The organism is Roseomonas sp. TAS13, from assembly GCF_001950415.1.
In the GTDB taxonomy this organism is placed as follows: domain Bacteria; phylum Pseudomonadota; class Alphaproteobacteria; order Acetobacterales; family Acetobacteraceae; genus Roseomonas; species Roseomonas mucosa.
In genome coordinates, this window is the sequence record NZ_BDLP01000011.1 from 16,724 (window position 1) to 33,297 (window position 16,574).

A 16,574-nucleotide genomic window follows, 5' to 3' on the forward strand; every position below is an offset into this window, starting at 1 on the left:
CGGCGTTGCTCTGTCCCGGGGGGAAGGCTCTGCCTTCACCCCCGGTCCCCCCATCCGCCAGGACGCTGCGCGCCCTGGACCCGATGAGTTGGCCCCCGCCGGCGCCTGATCGCGCCAGAGGGCATCGCTCTCCGGCGGAGTGGGGGTTTGGGGCGAGAGGCAGGGCCTCTTCCCCGGGGGGATGCCACGGAGCGGAATGCGGGAACGGCCGTCCGCGGGGAAGAGGCCGGACCTCAGGCGGCCAGGAGTTCGTCGGCCGGGCCGAAGAACTCGTAGTGGATGCGGTCCGCCGGCACGCCGGCCTGGATCAGCCCGTTCACGAAGAGGCGCAGGAAGGGCCGCGGGCCGCAAAGGAAGACATCCGCCTCCCGCACCGGGGTATTGGCGAGGAGCCATTCCGGGCTGATGCATCCGGCCACGTCGTAGTCGCGGCCGGCGACGTCATGCGAGCGCGGCGTCTCGTAGAAGTTGGTGACATGGATGCGCGGGTTTCCGGCCGCCAGCCCCCGCGTGCGGGCGCCCATGGCGTGGGTGCCGCCGTCGCGCGTGCCGTGGACGTAGTGCACCTCCAGCTCCGGCCGTTCCGCCGCGATGCTTTCCAGCATGCTCAGCATCGGCGTCAGCCCGACGCCGCCGCTCAGCAGCACGACAGGGCGCTCCTGCTGGCGGGGCTCCAGGAAGAACTCGCCGGCCGGGACGCCCACCTTCAGCACCGTGCCCACCTGGACCACGTCGTGCAGCCAGTTGGACACCGCGCCCATCGGCTCGCGCTTCACGCTGATCCGGTAGCGCCGGTCGTCGGGGGCGGAGGAGATGCTGTAGTTCCGCTTCAGCGGGTGATGGCCCGGCAGGTCGAGCCAGAAGGTCAGGTACTGCCCGGGACGGTGCCGCACCACCGCGCCGCCATCCACAGGCTCCAGCACGAAGGAGGTGACGATCCCGCTCTCCTCCCGCTTCTCCGCGACACGGAAGTCGCGCCAGCCGCTCCAGCCGCCGGGCGCCGTGGCTTGGTCGCGGTAGATCTCGGCCTCGCGCCCGATCAGCAGCTCCGCCAGGAACCAGTAGGCCTCGCCCCAGGCGGCCAGGATCTCCGGCGTCGCCGCCTCGCCCAGCACATCCTGGATGGCGCCGAGCAGCGAGGTCGCCACATGCGGGTAGTGCTCGGGCAGGATGTTCAGTCCGACATGCTTCTGCGCGATGCGCTCCACCGCCGGGCCAAGCACGCCGAGATTGTCGATGTTCTGCGCATAGGCCAGCACCGCCGCGGCCAGGGCGCGGGGCTGCGAGCCCGTCTCGCCATGATGCGACTGGTTGAACAGGTCGCGGATCTCGGGGTTCTGGAACATCCGCTCGTACATGCGCCGGGTGATGGCCAGGCCGTGCGCCTCCAGGGCGGGAACGGTCGCCTTCACGATCTGGATGGTCTTCTCGCTGAGGGGCTTGGGCATGGCCTTATCCATAAGGTGCATTCTATATGCACCTTATAAATCCCTGGCAAAAAGGTGTAAAGGGCATACATCTTATCCATGCGCCTGACCCTGCATTCCGACTACGCGCTGCGCACGCTGATCTTCCTGGGCCTGCGGCCGCAGCGGCTGGTCTCCATCGCCGAGATCGCGAAGGCCTACCGGATCTCCGAGAACCATCTGACCAAGGTGGTGCACCGGCTCGGCCAGGCGGGCTTCGTGGAGACCCTGCGTGGGCGGGGCGGCGGGTTGCGCCTGGCACGCCAACCGGAGGAGATCCGCATCGGCGACGTGGTGCGGGTGACGGAGGAGGACCTGGCCCTGGTCACCTGCTTCGCCCCGGGCGGCACGCCGCTGCCGGGCGTGGGCTGCGCCATCTCGGGGGCCTGCCGGCTGCAGGGCGCGCTGGCCGAGGCGCTGGGCGCCTTCATGGCGGTGCTGGACGGGCGGACGCTGCGCGACCTGCTGGGCCCGACCGCCCCCGCGCTGCGTCAGAGGCTGGGGATGGAGGGCGACCCGGAGGATTCCCCGGAAGCACGGGCGGAGGTTCCGGCATGACACGGCGGGAGGCCGCGCCGGAGGTCCGGATCCGCCGCGCCTACGATCCGCCGGAGGAAGCGGACGGGTTCCGCGTCCTGGTGGACCGCCTCTGGCCGCGCGGGCTGCGGCGCGACGGGGCCTGGATCGGCCTGTGGCTGAAGGAGGTCGCGCCCAGCAACGCGCTGCGCCAGTGGTTCGGGCACGACCCGACCCGCTGGGCGGAGTTCCGCGCCCGCTACCGGGCGGAGCTGCGTGGCAGCCTCGCCCTGGAAAGCCTGCTGGCCGAGGTGGCGCGGCACCGGCGGGTCACGCTGCTCTTCGGCGCGCGGGACGTGGCCCACAACAACGCCGTGGTGCTGCAGGAGATCTGCGCCCAGGGCGGGCGGGGTCACACCCCCGCCACGCCCACTGTCATGCCGCCGCAGACATAGAGCACCTGCCCGGTCACGAAGCCGCTGCGCGCGTCGAGCAGGAAGGACACGGCCTGCGCCACGTCCTCCGGCCGGCCCATGCGGCGGACGGGGATGTTCTCGGTGATCGCGCGGGTCCGCTCGCTGCCGGGCGGGTTGGCGCGGTCGAACAGCGCGGTGCGGATCGGGCCGGGGCCGACCGCGTTGGCGGTGATCCCCCGGGGGCCGAGCTCCAGAGCCCAGACCCGCGTCATGCCGATCAGCCCGGCCTTGGTCGCGGCATAGGCGCTGCGCCATTCCTTGCCCAGCGCGGCGCGGGAGGAAACGTTCACCACCCGGCCGAACCCGGCCTCCTTCATCCCCGGCAGCAGCGCCTGCAGGCATTGCAGGGCGCAGCGCAGGTTCAGCGCCACGGCGCGGTCCAGCGTGGTGAGGTCCTGCTGCTCCACCGGTCCGGGCAGGACCACGCCGACATTGTTCACCAGCCGGGTGATCGGCCCATCCCTCAGCGCCTGTTCCAGTGCCCGGGCGGTCTGCGCCGGGTCGGACAGGTCGGCGCGCAGGATGCCGTCCCCTTCCGCGCCCCCGATGTCGATCACCACCGGCTCGTAGCCGTCATCGCGGCAGCGTTCCGCCACCGCACGCCCGATCCCGGAGGCACCGCCGGTGACCAGGACACGTTCCCTCGGCATGGGCATCGGCTCAGTCCACCGTCACCTTGGCGCGCCGCACGACCTCGCCCCAGCGCGCGATCTCGGAAGTGATGAAGGCCTCGAACTCCTCCGGCGTATCGCCCACCGGCTCGGCCCCCTGCTCGCGCACCTTGGCGATGGTGGCGGGCTCGGCCAGCACGGCGCGGATCTCCGTGGCCAGGCGGTCCACCAGTGGGCGTGGCATCCGGGCTGGGGCCTGGACGCCGAACCAGGCCAGGGCCTGCACGCCGGGCTGCCCGGCCTCGGCGGTGGTGGGCACGTCGGGCAGGGCCGGGCTGCGCCCGGCGCTGGTGACCGCGAGGGCGCGCAGGCGGCCATCCTTGATATGGCCCAGCGAGGAGGGAAGGTTGTCCACCGCCATGTCCACCCGCCCGGCGATGGCGTCGGTGATCATCGGCCCGGAGCCGCGATAGGGCACGTGGGTCAGGTCGATCCCGGCCTCCAGCTTCAGCAACTCGCCGGTCAGGTGCAGGCTGGTGCCGTTGCCCGAACTCGCGAAGGTCATGCCGGGTTTCTTCTTCGCCGCCGCCACGAATTCCGCGAGCGTCCTGATGGGCGAGGAGGCGGGCACCATGATGACGTTCGGCAGCTTCGCCATGTTGGAGACGGCGACGAGGTCCTGCGGCTTGAAGGTCAGCGTCTTGCCGTAGAGGGCATAATTGATGGCGCCTGTGCCGATCGTGGTCATCAGCAGGGTGGTGCCGTCCGGCTCGGCGCGCACCACGGCCTCGCTGCCGATCACTCCGGCGGCGCCGGCCCGGTTCTCCACCACCACCGCCACGCCGAGCCTGGGGCCGAGCCGGTCGGCCAGGATGCGCGCCAGGATGTCGGTGGTGCCCGCCGGGGGAAAGGGCACGACGATGCGGGTCGTCCGGTCGGGCCAGGGCGTGGCCGGCTTCCCTTGCGCCAGCACGGGCCGGCCGGGCAGGGCGAGGGCCGGAAGGGCGGCCAGGGCGGCGGCGCCCAGGAGGCGCCGGGTCGGATGGGGCATGGATGTCTTCTCCCGCCGCCCTCTTGCTTCCGGGCCTGGGAGAGGCCGGGCCGGGGGCGTTGCTGCGGCGATCATCCGACAGGGCGGCGGCACTGTCACCCCCCGCTCCCTCCCGGGGGCGCGGCCATGCCGGGCGTGAGGCGCAACCCGGGGGGCGGGAAAAACGGCCGCCCCTTTGCGCCGCGGGCCGTGCCGCGCTATGCCGCAGGGATTCCATTTCCTGCCCGAGAAGACCAGCGCCGGCCGATGACCAGCAGCAACGACATCCGCGCCACCTTCCTGGACTACTTCGCCCGCAACGGGCACCAGGTGGTCGAGAGCTCGCCGCTCGTGCCGCGCAACGACCCGACGCTGATGTTCACCAACAGCGGCATGGTCCAGTTCAAGAACGTCTTCACGGGGCAGGAGCGCCGGCCCTATTCCACCGCGACCACGGCACAGAAATGCGTGCGCGCCGGCGGCAAGCACAACGACCTGGACAACGTGGGCTACACCGCCCGGCACCATACCTTCTTCGAGATGCTGGGAAACTTCTCCTTCGGTGACTATTTCAAGGAACAGGCGATCACCCATGCCTGGACCCTGCTGACAAAGGACTTCGCCCTTCCGAAGGAGAAGCTGCTCGTCACGGTCTATTCCGAGGACGAGGACGCGGCGGCGCTGTGGCGCAAGATCGCCGGCCTGCCGGACCAGCGGATCATCCGCATCCCGACCTCCGACAATTTCTGGCGGATGGGCGATACCGGCCCCTGTGGCCCCTGTTCCGAGATCTTCTACGACCACGGCCCCTCCATCCCGGGCGGCCCGCCGGGCTCACCGGACGAGGATGGCGACCGCTTCATCGAGATCTGGAACCTCGTCTTCATGCAGTACGAGGAAGGGCCGCCGGGCGTGCGCGCGCCGCTGCCCCGCCCCTCGATCGACACGGGCATGGGGCTGGAGCGCTTCGCCGCGATCCTGCAGGGCGTGCACGACAACTACGACACGGACACCTTCCGCGCCCTGATCGCCGCCAGCGCCGAGCTGGTGGGGCAGGCGGCGGACGGACCCTTCAAGGCCAGCCACCGCGTGGTGGCGGACCACCTGCGCTCCGGCTCCTTCCTGATCGCCGACGGCGTGCTGCCCTCCAACGAGGGGCGCGGCTACGTGCTCCGCCGCATCCTCCGCCGCGCCATGCGCCATGCCCAGATGATGGGCTCGCGCGAGCCGCTGCTGGCGAAGCTGGTGCCGGTGCTGGTGCGCCAGATGGGCGCCGCCTATCCGGAGCTGGTGCGCGCGCAGCCGCTGATCGAGGAGACCTTCCGGCTGGAGGAGACGCGTTTCCGCACCCTGCTGGACCGCGGCCTGGGCCTGCTGGCCGAGGAGACGGGCCGGCTGGGCGAGGGCCAGCCCCTGCCGGGCGAGGTCGCCTTCCGCCTCTACGACACCTTCGGCTTCCCGCTCGACCTGACGCAGGACGCGCTGCGCGCCGAGGGCCGCCCGGTGGATGTCGAGGGCTTCGAGGCCGCCATGGCCGAGCAGAAGCGCCGCGCCCGCGCCGCCTGGGCCGGCTCGGGCGAGGCCGCCACCGAGACGCTCTGGTTCGACCTGAAGGAGCGGATCGGCGCCAGCGAGTTCCTCGGCTACTCCACCGAGAGCGCCGAGGCCGAGATCCTGGCCGTGGTCGCGGACGGCAAGGTGGTGGATGCCGCCCCCGCCGGGGCCGAGGTCGCGGTGATCCTGAACCAGACCCCCTTCTATGCCGAGAGCGGCGGCCAAGTCGGCGACACCGGCCTGATCACCGCCGCCGACGGCGCGCGCATCGTGGTGCGCGACACGCAGAAGAAGCTGGGCCTCTTCGTGCATCTCGGCACCGTGGCGCATGGCGAGGCGAAGCCCGGCCAAGCGGTGCAGGCGGAGGTGGACCATGCCCGCCGCGGCGAGATCCGCGCCCATCACTCCGCGACGCACCTGCTGCACGAGGCGCTGCGGCGGCGGCTGGGCACGCATGTGGCGCAGAAGGGCTCGCTGAACGCACCGGACCGGCTGCGCTTCGACGTCTCCCAGCCCACGCCGATGACGCCCGAGGATCTCGCCTGGGTCGAGGGCGAGGTGAATGCCCGCATCCGCCAGAACACCGCCGTGACCACCCGGCTGATGACGCCCGAGGCGGCGGTCGAGGCGGGCGCCATGGCGCTGTTCGGCGAGAAGTATGGCGACGAGGTCCGCGTGGTCGGCATGGGCGAGGACCCCGCCGCCACCGAGAAGCACGGCGTCTATTCGCTGGAACTCTGCGGCGGCACGCATGTCGCCCGCACCGGCGATATCGGCCTGTTCAAGATCGTTTCCGAAGCCGCCGTTTCCGCTGGCGTCCGCCGCATCGAGGCGGTGACTGGCCAGTCCGCCCTGACGCTGGTCGAGGGCGCCGAGCGCACGCTGCGCGACGCCGCCGCCGCGCTGAAGAGCACCACCGCCGAGGTGCCGGCCCGCGTCGCCGCCCTGCTGGAGGAGCGGCGCAGGCTGGAGCGCGACGTGGCCGAGCTGCGCAAGAAGCTGGCCACCGGCGGGGCCGCCGCCGAGGTGGAGGAGGTGAACGGCCTCCGCCTTGCGCTGCGCGACCTGGGCGACACCCCGGCCAAGGACCTGAAGGGCATCGCCGATGCCATCCTGAAGGGCGGCACGGCGGATGTGGTGGCGCTGGTCTCCACCGCCGAGGGCAAGGCCAGCATCGTGGTCGGCGTCGGCGAGGCGGCGAAGGGCCGGGCCGATGCCGTGGCACTGGTGCGCGCCGCCTCCGCCGCCGTGGGCGGCAAGGGCGGCGGCGGGCGGCCGGACATGGCGCAGGCAGGCGGGCCGGAGGCCGGCAAGGCTAACGAGGCGCTGGCGGCGGTGCGGCAGGCCGTGGCCGCCTGACCGGCAGCAGGCCGAGGGCGATGTTATAACGTCCAGATCCTTGTTTTCACGAATGACTTGATCGGGCGGTACGCAACAGCGCACCGCCCCGGAACGTTTCTGGCCGGTCCACGTCATTCGGGAAGAACCGGTCATGAAGGCACTCACCTGGCAGGGCCGCGGCACCATCCGCTGCGAGACCGTGCCCGATCCGCAGATCCAAGACGGGCGCGATGCCATCATCAAGGTGACGGCCTGCGCCATCTGCGGCTCCGACCTCCACCTGATGGGCGGTTATGTCCCGACCATGGAGAAGGGCGACGTGCTCGGCCATGAATGCATGGGCGAGGTGGTCGAGGTCGGCAAGGAGAACACGGCGCTGAAGGTCGGCGACCGGATCGTGGTGCCCTTCACCATCTGCTGCGGCGCCTGCCGGCAGTGCCAATGGGGCAACTGGAGCCTCTGCGAGCGCACCAACCCCAACGGCAAGATGCAGGCGGAGCAGTTCGGCTACGCCACCGCCGGGCTCTTCGGCTACTCGCATATCACCGGCGGCTTCCCGGGCGGGCAGGCGGAGTATCTGCGCATCCCCTATGCCGACGTGACCCATCTGAAGGTGCCGGAGGATCTGTCGGACGAGCAGGTGCTCTTTCTCTCCGACATCTTCCCCACGGCCTACATGGCTGCCGACCATTGCGACATCAAAGGCGGCGAGACCATCGCCGTCTGGGGCTGCGGCCCGGTCGGCATCCTCACCATCAAGTCGTGCTTCCTGCTGGGCGCGGCGCGGGTGATCGCCATCGACACGGTGCCGGAGCGGCTCGCCATGGCGCGGGAGGCCGGGGCCGAGGTGATCGACTATGCCGAGGGCAAGGTGCAGGAGAGCATCCTGGAGCTCACCAAGGGGCTGGGCCCCGACGCGGTGATCGAGGCGGTCGGCATGGAAAGCCATGGCGCCGACACGCTGGTGCAGAAGGTCGCCTCGGCGGTGATGAGCAAGACCATCAGCATGGAGCGCGCCTTCGCCCTGAACCAGGCAATCCTGGCCTGCCGTCCGGGGGGCATCGTGTCCGTGCCGGGGGTCTATGTGGCTTTCGACCCGGTGGCCATGGGGGCCTTCATGAACAAGGGCCTGACCATGAGGACGGGCCAGACCCATATGCACCGCTACATGAAGCCCCTACTGGAGCGGATCCGGAAGGGGGAGATCGACCCCTCCTTCATCATCACCCACCGTTCCAGCAGCCTGGAGGACGGGCCGGACCTCTACGACACCTTCCGCGAGAAGAAGGACAACTGCATCAAGGTGGTGTTCAGGCCCCACGGCTGACACCACCTGCCGGCCCGCATGGCTGGCTCGCGGGGGAGGGGGCGGATTCGCCTTTCCTTCCCGCGCAAACCCGTCTAAACGCGCCGCACCCTGCCGGGCGTGAGGCATCGCGCCCGGCTATGCCTGTTCGCGCCCATGGCATCCCGCCATGACGGCCACGGGCTGAGACATCCGCAGGGAGAATTCATGCCGCTTTACGAAACCGTGCTGATCGCACGTAACGAGCTCACGCAGCAGCAGGTCGAGGCCGTGGCCGATCAGGTCACCGCCATCCTGACCGAGGCTGGCGGCGAGGTGAAGAAGCGCGAGTACTGGGGCCTCCGTGGCCTCGCCTACCGCATCAAGAAGAACCGCAAGGGGCACTACATGCTCCTCGGCCTCGACTGCGCCCCCGCCGTCGAGCAGGAAGTCGCCCGCCAGCTCGGCCTGAACGAGGACGTGCTGCGCCACATGACGCTGCGCGTGGAAGAGATCACGGACGAGCCCTCCGCCATCCTGGCCCGCCGTGGCGAGGATCGTGAGCGCGACCGTGGCTTCCGTGGCCCGCGCCCGGCCGGCCGCTTCTCCTCGGGCCGCCGCGACCGCGACGACCGCGAGGAATTCCGTGCGCGTCCGCGCGACGAGATCGAGCAGCCGCAGGGCGAGGAGTAAGACACGATGTCCGACACGAACACCGACATGACGCCCGCCGCCCGCCGCCCGGCCGTCGGCGCCCGCCGTCCGTTCTATCGCCGCCGCAAGTCCTGCCCCTTCTCCGGCCCGAACGCGCCGAAGATCGACTACAAGGACGTGCGCCTGCTGAGCCGCTTCCTGAGCGAGCGCGGCAAGATCGTGCCCTCCCGCATCACGGCGGTCTCCGCCAAGAAGCAGCGCGAGCTGGCGAACGCCATCAAGCGCGCCCGCTTCCTGGCGCTGCTGCCCTACGTCATCAACGACTGACGGACGGCACGGAACAGAGAACGGAACGGGATAGGGAAAGGTGGCGGCGATGCGCCCCACGGCTGGCGTCCTGAACGACCCGCGGATCCTGGCGGGCGGCGCGGCGGGCTTTGCCTGCGCGGCCGCCTGCCTTTGGGCCTTCCGTGGCCTGCCGCTCGGCACGCTGCTGCTCTGGGCGTCGTCGCTACCGCTCTTCCTGGCGGGGCTCTCGCTGGGACAGTTCTCGGCGGCGCTGGGGGCGGCCCTGGCCGCGCTGGCGCTGCTGCTGGTGGTGGGCTTCCACGGCGCGGTGGTCTTCCTGCTGGTGGCGGCGCTGCCGGCGGTGACCATCCTCGCCGCCGCGCTGCGACGGCCGGACCGGCTGGAGTTGTCGCTGCCCCTGGCGTTGCTGTGCATCTGGCCCGCGATCACCGGCGTCGCCTCCCTCCTCGTCACCGGGGAGGTTCTGGAGCAGGCGATCGTGGACCAGATCAAGCCGGTGCTGCAGGAGGCCGCAATCACCGCCGACGATGCCACCGTCGCGGCGCTGGTGCGCATGGGCATCGCCTTCGCCAGCGCGGCGCTGGCCCTGCCGATGATGCTCTGCGGCATCGGCGCCCAGGCCTGGCTGTCCCGCCGGCGGCTGGCGCTGCGCCCGGCCCCCGACTGGTCCTCGGCCCGGCTGCCCTCCTGGTACCCGGTGCTGCCGGTCGCGGCGCTCGCCGCCGCCTGGATGGCGCCGGGGCTGATGGCCAGCGTGGTGGCGACGGCACTGCTGACGCCCCTGTTCCTGCAGGGGCTGGCGGCGGTGCACAGGCGGGCGCGCGGTCCGGTGCTGGTGCTCTTCTATCTCGTTCTCGTCCTCTTCTCCGTTCCGGCCGCGGCCCTCGTGGTCGGCCTCGGCCTGTTCGAACAGTTCGGGCGCAAGCCCCCTCAATCCTGAAAGAACAAACCCGATGATCGAAGTCATCCTGATGCAGCGGGTCCCGCATCTCGGCCAGATGGGCGAGCGCGTGACCGTCCGCCCGGGCTACGCCCGCAACTACCTGCTCCCCCAGGGCAAGGCGATCCGCGCCAATGCCGCCAACCTCAAGCGCTTCGACGAGGAGCGTTCGCAGCTCGAGGCCCAGAACCTCAAGCGGCGCGAGGAGGCCGAGCGCGTCGCCGAGCGCATGGACGGGCTCTCCGTGACCCTGATCCGTCAGGCGGGCGAGGGCGGCAACCTGTACGGTTCCGTCACCTCCCGCGACATCGCCGATGCCTGCAAGGATGCCGGCCTGACGGTGGGCCGCGACCAGGTGCTGCTGCAGCACCCGATCAAGGACACCGGCCTGCACATCGTGCATGTCGCCCTTCACCCGGAGGTCGATTTCCCGGTGACGGTGAATGTCGCCCGCACCGTGGAAGAGGCCGACAAGCAGGCCCGCGGCGAGGACCTGCACGCCGAGCAGCAGGCCGAGGAGGAGAGCCTGGAGGCCGAGCTGGCCGCCGAGCTGTCCGAGCTGGGCGCCGCCCGCGAGTAACGGCCCCTCGCGCAACCGCCCGGGTGACTGCCCTGGGCGGGCGCCGGAGTCCCTCTGCTGAAAATGGCGGCGGCAACGCCGCCATTTTCATGTTTGCGTGTGCGGGAAGACCCGTCCCGAAACTGTCAGAGACGGGGTTTTTCATGTTTCCTGACGAAAAAGTGTCATGAAACAGTGCGTTAAACTTTCGGTACAGAAATAGTTAGCCTGCATGTTGCATTAAATTTATCTCATCGTGCCTTTCAGGCGACAGTGGTGCCATGGTCCCATACAACCGGGTGCTGGACAGCCATGCCTCGGCGTCTTCAGCTTCCGCCATCGGTACACATGCCAGCGGAGGATATGCGGCGATGCTGCATGCAATGCTGTCGCGGATGATCAGACGAGGACGTCTGGTGCTGCACGAACCGGGAGGCCGGACCACGGTCTTCCAGGGGCGCGAACCCGGCCCCGAAGCCGGGATGCGGATCAACGACATGGCGGCAATCCGCCGCATCGTGCTGAACCCGGGCCTGGGCGTCGGCGAATCCTTCATGGACAGGCAGATCGAGCCCGCGGGCTGCAGCCTCTTCGAGCTGATGGACGTGCTGGCCATGAACTACATCGAGACCCCGCCGGGGGCCGAGATGGTTCTGGAACGGGTCCGGTGGCTGCGCCGCCGTTTCGACCAGCTCAACCCGGCCGGACGCTCCCGTCGCAACGTCGCCCACCACTATGATCTCGACAGCCGGCTCTACAGCCTCTTCCTGGATCGCGACCGGCAGTATTCCTGCGCCTATTTCCCGAAGGGGGACGAGACGCTGGAGGAGGCGCAGCTTCTCAAGAAGCGCCACATCGCTGCCAAGCTGAAGCTGGACCAGCCGGATCTGGAGGTGCTGGACATCGGCTGCGGCTGGGGCGGCATGGCCCTGACCCTGGCGAAGGAATACGGTGCCCGCGTGACCGGGCTGACCCTGTCCACCGAGCAGCTGGCGGAGGCACGCAAGCGGGCCGAGGAGGCCGGGCTCGCCGACCGTGTCCGCTTCGAGCTGATGGACTACCGCGCCTGGAACCGGCCGATGGACAGGATCGTCTCGGTGGGCATGTTCGAGCATGTGGGCGTCGGCCACTACCGCACCTTCTTCCGCAAGGTGCGCGAGATCCTGAAGGAGGACGGCGCGGCGCTGATCCACGCGATCGGCCGGGCCGACGGGCCGGGTTCCACCAACCCCTGGATCGCCAAGTACATCTTCCCCGGCGGCTACTCGCCCGCCTTGAGCGAGGTGATGGCGGCGGTGGAGAAGGAGAAGCTCTGGGCCACGGATATCGAGATCCTGCGCCTGCACTATGCCAAGACGCTGGCCCACTGGCGCCGCCGCTTCGCCGCGAACCGGGACACCATCCAGTCCCTCTACGACGAACGCTTCTGCCGCATGTTCGAGTTCTACCTCGTCGGTTCCGAACTCGCCTTCCGGCGGATGGGGCACATGAACTGGCAGCTTCAGCTCACCCGCAGCGTCGATGCCCTGCCGCTGTCGCGGGACTACATGTACGAGGCGGAACATCAGCCGATGCCGGAGGGGATCAGGGCGCAACTGGCTTGACGTCACAGGCGGCTTTCCCTGGCCGTTGTGGTCCGGCGTTGCTCTGTTCCCGGGGGAAAGGCGCTGCCTTTCGCCCCGGACCCCCTGTCCGCCAGGACCCTGCGGGCCCTGGACCCGATAAGCTGGCTCTCCCTGTGGCCGGATCGCGCCGGAGAGCCATGCTCTCCGCGGATTGCCGTTGCCATCCGCGCGGACAGGGTGTGGGAGAGGCGGCGCCTCTCCCACGAGGCCGGCCATAAGGAGAAACGTAGCCGGGAGGCCGCGTCACCTCAGCCTTCCGCCGGAGCGGTCCGGAGGCGCCGATTGCCGATCCAGCGGGCGACCCGGCGGCCGGCCCGGATGCCGGGCTGTTCCACCAGGGCGTGGAGCAGGGTGGCCAGGGCGATGAGCGGGATGCCGCAGGCGATCACCACCGACCAGAAGCCGAGCGGGGTGGCGGCGGCCTGCTTCACCCAGGGAAAGGCGAAGGCCAGGGCCAGCACCAGCCCGTGCAGGAGGTAGATACCGTAGCTGGCATCGCCGAGGCGCCGCGTGGCGCGCAGGGTGAGCAGGCCGAAGACGGTGCAGCCGGAGCGGACCAGCCAGAAGACCAGTCCCATGACGGCCAGGGCGATGGCGTCGTTCGGCAGGGGCACGGCGCCGAACCAGATGGCGACCAGTCCCACCACCAGCACCGAGGCGGCACGGTCGGCCCGGGGGGAGGTACTGGGGCCCGAGAGCGTGCGGCCGAGACCGCGGGCCTCCAGCGAGGCGCAGCTCATCCCGATCAGGAAAAGCGTCACGAAGCCGGGCTCGTCCGCCCCGGCCCATGGCCCCAGATGCCCGCCCGCCCAGGCGAGGCAGAGCAGCAGCAGCGCCAGGGTGAGCCAGGTCTCCCGCCGCCCGGTGCGGGCCAGCAGGGCGGCCAGGGGCAGGCTGGCATAGAAGATCCACTCGTATTGCAGGGTCCATGTGACGCCGGCGGTGAGCAGGTTGGTGCCGGCATGGGCGTTCACGTCGGGCCGGTTGCCGGCGCCGAGCAGCAGCCATTCGCCCACCTGGCCGGCGACCTGGGTGGCGGGCTCCCGCAGCTCCCCGCCATCCCGGCCGAACAGCAGGGCCAGCATGGCGAGGATGACGACGAGGTAGAGCGGGCCGATGCGGAAAAGGCGCCCGGCATAGAGAGCCAGCCAGGAGGGACGCCCTTCCTCCCGCAGCAGCTTGGCCCAGAAGAGGTAGCCGGTGATGATGAAGAACATCCCCACCGCCCCCTTGCCCATCACCGCATAGGCATGGGCTGGCGGCAGGCCCCAGCCCTGTCCGGCCAGGAGGCGGGGATAGATGGCGGCGTGGTGGAAGAAGACCGCCAGGGCGAGGATGCCGCGCAGCCCGTCCAGGGCCGGCATGCGGCTGGCCGCCTGTCCCGGCGGGGCATCCGCCGGGCGGCAGAGCGGGGTGGCGGCCAGTGCCAGGAGCAGCCCCATTCCGAGAAAGAAGGGCGGCAGCGGGTAGAAGTCAGCCATGGGGGAGGGGGCTAGCATCCGGGGGCGGGAGCGTGGACCCCTGGAGCGCCAGGGGCGGCCCGCTTTCCGTTCACGCCCCAGTGAGGCCAGCGGTGAGGCCAACGGCGAGGCCAGCGGTGAGGCCGGGACGGCCGGAGTGGCTTGGCCCGGACCGCCAGCCATTCTCATTCTCCAGGATAAAAGAACTTTTTCAATGGGTTCCACGGCTCATCCCCAGAATCCACACTTGTCCACAGCGGCGCGGGAGGGGACGGCGGAAACGGAAAGAGGCTAGACTGGCGGGATGAACGCGCTCGACCAGAACAGCGGCCTGCTGGGCCTGTCCCAGCGCCTGCCTCCGCAGAATCTGGAGGCGGAGATGGCCTTGCTGGGGGCCCTTCTGGCCAACAACAAGGCCTATGAGCGGGTCTCGGAATTCCTGGCATCGGAGCATTTCGCCGATCCGGTGAATGGCCGGATCTATGCCTCCATCCAACGGCGAATCGAGGCGGGGCAGCTCGCGGACGCGGTGACGCTGCGGGCCGAATTCGAGCATTCCGGCCAGCTCGACGAGGTGGGCGGCCCGGCCTACCTGGCGCAGCTCCTTTCCGCCATGGTGGGCATCATCAATGCCGGCGAATACGCCAAGGTCATCCACGACGCCTGGCTGCGGCGGCAGTTGATCGACCTGGGCGAGGTGGTGGTGAACCGCGCCTTCGGGGTCGAGGCCGAGCTGGACGGCAAGGAGCAGCTGGAGGCCGCCGAGCAGGCGCTCTTCGATCTCGCCAAGGAAGGCGGCAACGAGGGTGCGCTGATCACCTTCGAGCGCGCCATGGTCCGCGCCGTGGAGATGGCGGAGAAGGCCTTCACCAACGGTTCCGGCGTCTCCGGCCTCTCCACCGGCCTGCGCGACGTGGACGCCAAGATGGGCGGGCTGCACCCGTCGGACCTGCTGATCCTGGCCGGGCGCCCGGCCATGGGCAAGACGGCGCTGGCCACCAAGATCGCCTTCGGCGCCGCCCGCGCCATCCTGCGCGAGGCCCAGGCGGAAAATCCCAACGCCGTGCCCAAGGGCGGCGTGGCGGTCTTCTCGCTGGAAATGAGCGCCGACCAGCTCGCCACCCGTCTTCTGTCGGAGAATTCGCGGATCTCGGGCGACCGCATCCGGCGCGGCGAGATCTCGCAGCGCGACTTCGACCGTTTCGTGGAGACATCGCGCGAGCTGGCGACGCTGCCGATCTTCATCGACGACACGCCGGCCATCACCATCTCGGCGCTGCGCACCCGCTGCCGCCGGCTCAAGCGCACCCGCGGGCTGGACATGATCGTGGTGGACTACCTGCAGCTGATGCGCCCCGCCGCCGGGTCTCGGCCGGAAAGCCGCGTGCTGGAGATCTCGCAGATCACCCAGGGGCTGAAGGCCATCGCCAAGGAACTGTCGGTGCCGGTGATCGCCCTGTCCCAGCTTTCCCGGCAGGTCGAGTCGCGCGAGGACAAGCGGCCACAACTGGCGGACCTGCGTGAGTCCGGCTCGATCGAGCAGGATGCCGACGTTGTGATGTTCGTCTATCGCGACGAGTACTACCTGGCGCAGCGCGCACCCAAGCAGCTGAACTTCGACAACTCGGAGAAATACGCCGAGGCGATGGACAAGTGGCAGCAGGATATGGAACGCGCGCACAACAAGGCCGAGCTGATCATCGCCAAGCAGCGCCACGGCCCCACCGGCACCATCCCGCTGTTCTTCGAGGGCGAGTTCACCCGCTTCGGCGACCTCGACATGGTGCATGACGACCCGCATGGCGGGTGACCGGCCGGGCTGAACCCCCCTCCCGGTCCCTGGCCCCGGTTCCGGGGCTGAACCGGGGGGGGTGGTGCCCCGCACCGCGGGCCTCGCCCAACGGCGATTTGCATGAATTCCCCGCTCCCCCGATGGTGGTGCGGCCGGGCCCGGAACGATCCGTCCGGCGATCACCCAGGCCAAGGCATGGGAGGCGGGAGGAATGCGGCGAATCCTGATGGGTGGCCTGCTGGCCATGATGCTGCTTGCCCTGTTCCTGGCGGGCTTCATGGATTTTCTGGAACCTGCCGCGCCGCCTGGGCCTGTGTCCGGTCGGGAACCGGCCGTGGTCGGGGCGGGGCCTGAACCGCTCCCCGCCCTGCCGCCCGCCGATGCGCCCCTGCCGGATTCCCTGCTGGCGCTGGAGCGTGAGGGCGCACAGATCCATGAAGGGCTGGCACAGATCGACCAGGCCATGGACCGGATGCTGAACGGGGTGCTGTCGGTTCTGCGGCCCTATGGCGAGGCCCGGGCGGTGGATGACGCCGCGGCGCGGCAGCTGGAGGCGCTGAGCGCGTTGCGCCGCCAGTCCCTGGATCGACTGTCCCGGATCGAGATGCGCCGCGCCGGGATCGAGGCAGGCGGCGATTCGCCCCCGATGGCCGCCGCGCTGCCGCCGGAACTGCCAGTTCTCCCTCCGGACGGGACCCAGCCCTTCCGGACGGCGATGGCGGGGCCGCCGCCTCCGGGTTTCTCCGCGGTGGGGGATGGGGCAGAAGTCGCGCCGCTGCCGGAAGCCCCATCGGCGGCATCTCCATTGGTGGCATCCCCGGAGAGCCGGGCGCCCGCCGGGGCAGCGGGGGAGGCGCCGGCCTCCGACGAGCTGGCGCCGGCGCTCGCCATGCAGGCGTTGCCCCTCCCGCCGCCTGTCTCTTGATCACATCTACGCACAGCTCCACCGTAAGGCG

General features: G+C 70.2%; 15 protein-coding genes. 11 read left to right on the plus strand and 4 right to left on the minus strand.

Annotation, left to right across the window (positions count from 1 at the left end; translation table 11 throughout):
- Nucleotides 1–233: 233 nt before the first annotated feature.
- A complete protein-coding gene (gene hmpA, locus ROTAS13_RS02080; protein WP_075821403.1) occupies nt 234–1,448 on the minus strand; it encodes an NO-inducible flavohemoprotein in 1,215 nt (404 codons plus the stop codon).
- A gap of 78 nt (nt 1,449–1,526) precedes the next feature.
- On the opposite strand from hmpA, the gene ROTAS13_RS02085 reads away from it, so the two are divergent.
- A complete protein-coding gene (locus tag ROTAS13_RS02085) occupies nt 1,527–2,024 on the plus strand; it encodes an Rrf2 family transcriptional regulator (RefSeq protein WP_075821404.1) in 498 nt (165 codons plus the stop codon).
- The gene (locus tag ROTAS13_RS02090; protein ID WP_075821405.1) at nt 2,021–2,437 is read left to right on the plus strand and encodes a DUF488 domain-containing protein; all 417 of its coding nucleotides are present in this window, start codon (nt 2,021–2,023) and stop codon (nt 2,435–2,437) included. Before ROTAS13_RS02085 ends, ROTAS13_RS02090 begins: the two co-directional genes overlap by 4 nt.
- Here the strand turns inward: ROTAS13_RS02090 and ROTAS13_RS02095 are convergent.
- Complete coding sequence (locus tag ROTAS13_RS02095) at nt 2,395–3,108, minus strand: SDR family oxidoreductase (RefSeq protein ID WP_075821411.1); 714 nt, start codon at nt 3,106–3,108, stop codon at nt 2,395–2,397. The two genes, ROTAS13_RS02090 and ROTAS13_RS02095, sit on opposite strands and share 43 nt — an antisense overlap.
- Before the next feature lie 10 nt (nt 3,109–3,118).
- Nucleotides 3,119–4,120, minus strand: a complete 1,002-nt coding sequence (locus tag ROTAS13_RS02100) for a tripartite tricarboxylate transporter substrate binding protein (RefSeq protein WP_075821406.1) — start codon at nt 4,118–4,120, stop codon at nt 3,119–3,121.
- Between the two features lie 246 nt (nt 4,121–4,366).
- On the opposite strand from ROTAS13_RS02100, the gene alaS reads away from it, so the two are divergent.
- The 7 genes from alaS (at nt 4,367) to ROTAS13_RS02135 (ending at nt 12,345) form a co-directional block, all read left to right on the plus strand.
- Nucleotides 4,367–7,012: an alanine--tRNA ligase gene (gene alaS, locus ROTAS13_RS02105; RefSeq protein ID WP_075821407.1), complete on the plus strand. Its 2,646-nt coding sequence runs from the start codon at nt 4,367–4,369 to the stop codon at nt 7,010–7,012.
- Nucleotides 7,013–7,145: 133 nt separating this feature from the next.
- The gene (locus ROTAS13_RS02110) at nt 7,146–8,321 is read left to right on the plus strand and encodes a zinc-dependent alcohol dehydrogenase (protein ID WP_027297126.1); all 1,176 of its coding nucleotides are present in this window, start codon (nt 7,146–7,148) and stop codon (nt 8,319–8,321) included.
- Nucleotides 8,322–8,507: 186 nt separating this feature from the next.
- A complete protein-coding gene (gene rpsF, locus ROTAS13_RS02115; RefSeq protein WP_027297127.1) occupies nt 8,508–8,972 on the plus strand; it encodes a 30S ribosomal protein S6 in 465 nt (154 codons plus the stop codon).
- A gap of 6 nt (nt 8,973–8,978) precedes the next feature.
- The gene (rpsR, locus tag ROTAS13_RS02120) at nt 8,979–9,260 is read left to right on the plus strand and encodes a 30S ribosomal protein S18 (protein WP_019461272.1); all 282 of its coding nucleotides are present in this window, start codon (nt 8,979–8,981) and stop codon (nt 9,258–9,260) included.
- Nucleotides 9,261–9,309: 49 nt separating this feature from the next.
- The gene (locus ROTAS13_RS02125) at nt 9,310–10,182 is read left to right on the plus strand and encodes a hypothetical protein (RefSeq protein ID WP_075821408.1); all 873 of its coding nucleotides are present in this window, start codon (nt 9,310–9,312) and stop codon (nt 10,180–10,182) included.
- A 13-nt stretch (nt 10,183–10,195) separates the two neighbouring features.
- Nucleotides 10,196–10,762: a 50S ribosomal protein L9 gene (gene rplI, locus ROTAS13_RS02130; protein ID WP_019461274.1), complete on the plus strand. Its 567-nt coding sequence runs from the start codon at nt 10,196–10,198 to the stop codon at nt 10,760–10,762.
- Between the two features lie 350 nt (nt 10,763–11,112).
- Nucleotides 11,113–12,345: a cyclopropane-fatty-acyl-phospholipid synthase family protein gene (locus tag ROTAS13_RS02135; protein WP_058389194.1), complete on the plus strand. Its 1,233-nt coding sequence runs from the start codon at nt 11,113–11,115 to the stop codon at nt 12,343–12,345.
- A gap of 269 nt (nt 12,346–12,614) precedes the next feature.
- On the opposite strand, the gene ROTAS13_RS02140 is transcribed toward ROTAS13_RS02135, so the two are convergent.
- A complete protein-coding gene (locus tag ROTAS13_RS02140; protein ID WP_075821409.1) occupies nt 12,615–13,847 on the minus strand; it encodes an acyltransferase in 1,233 nt (410 codons plus the stop codon).
- Nucleotides 13,848–14,130: 283 nt separating this feature from the next.
- Here ROTAS13_RS02140 and ROTAS13_RS02145 point away from each other — a divergent pair, with 283 nt between their 5' ends.
- Both ROTAS13_RS02145 and ROTAS13_RS02150 read left to right on the plus strand, forming a co-directional pair.
- Nucleotides 14,131–15,636, plus strand: coding sequence for a replicative DNA helicase (locus ROTAS13_RS02145; RefSeq protein WP_019461277.1), 1,506 nt, complete (start codon nt 14,131–14,133; stop codon nt 15,634–15,636).
- Nucleotides 15,637–15,829: 193 nt separating this feature from the next.
- On the plus strand, nt 15,830–16,543 hold the full coding sequence (locus tag ROTAS13_RS02150) for a hypothetical protein (RefSeq protein ID WP_139323246.1): 714 nt from the start codon (nt 15,830–15,832) through the stop codon (nt 16,541–16,543).
- Nucleotides 16,544–16,574: the final 31 nt, after the last annotated feature.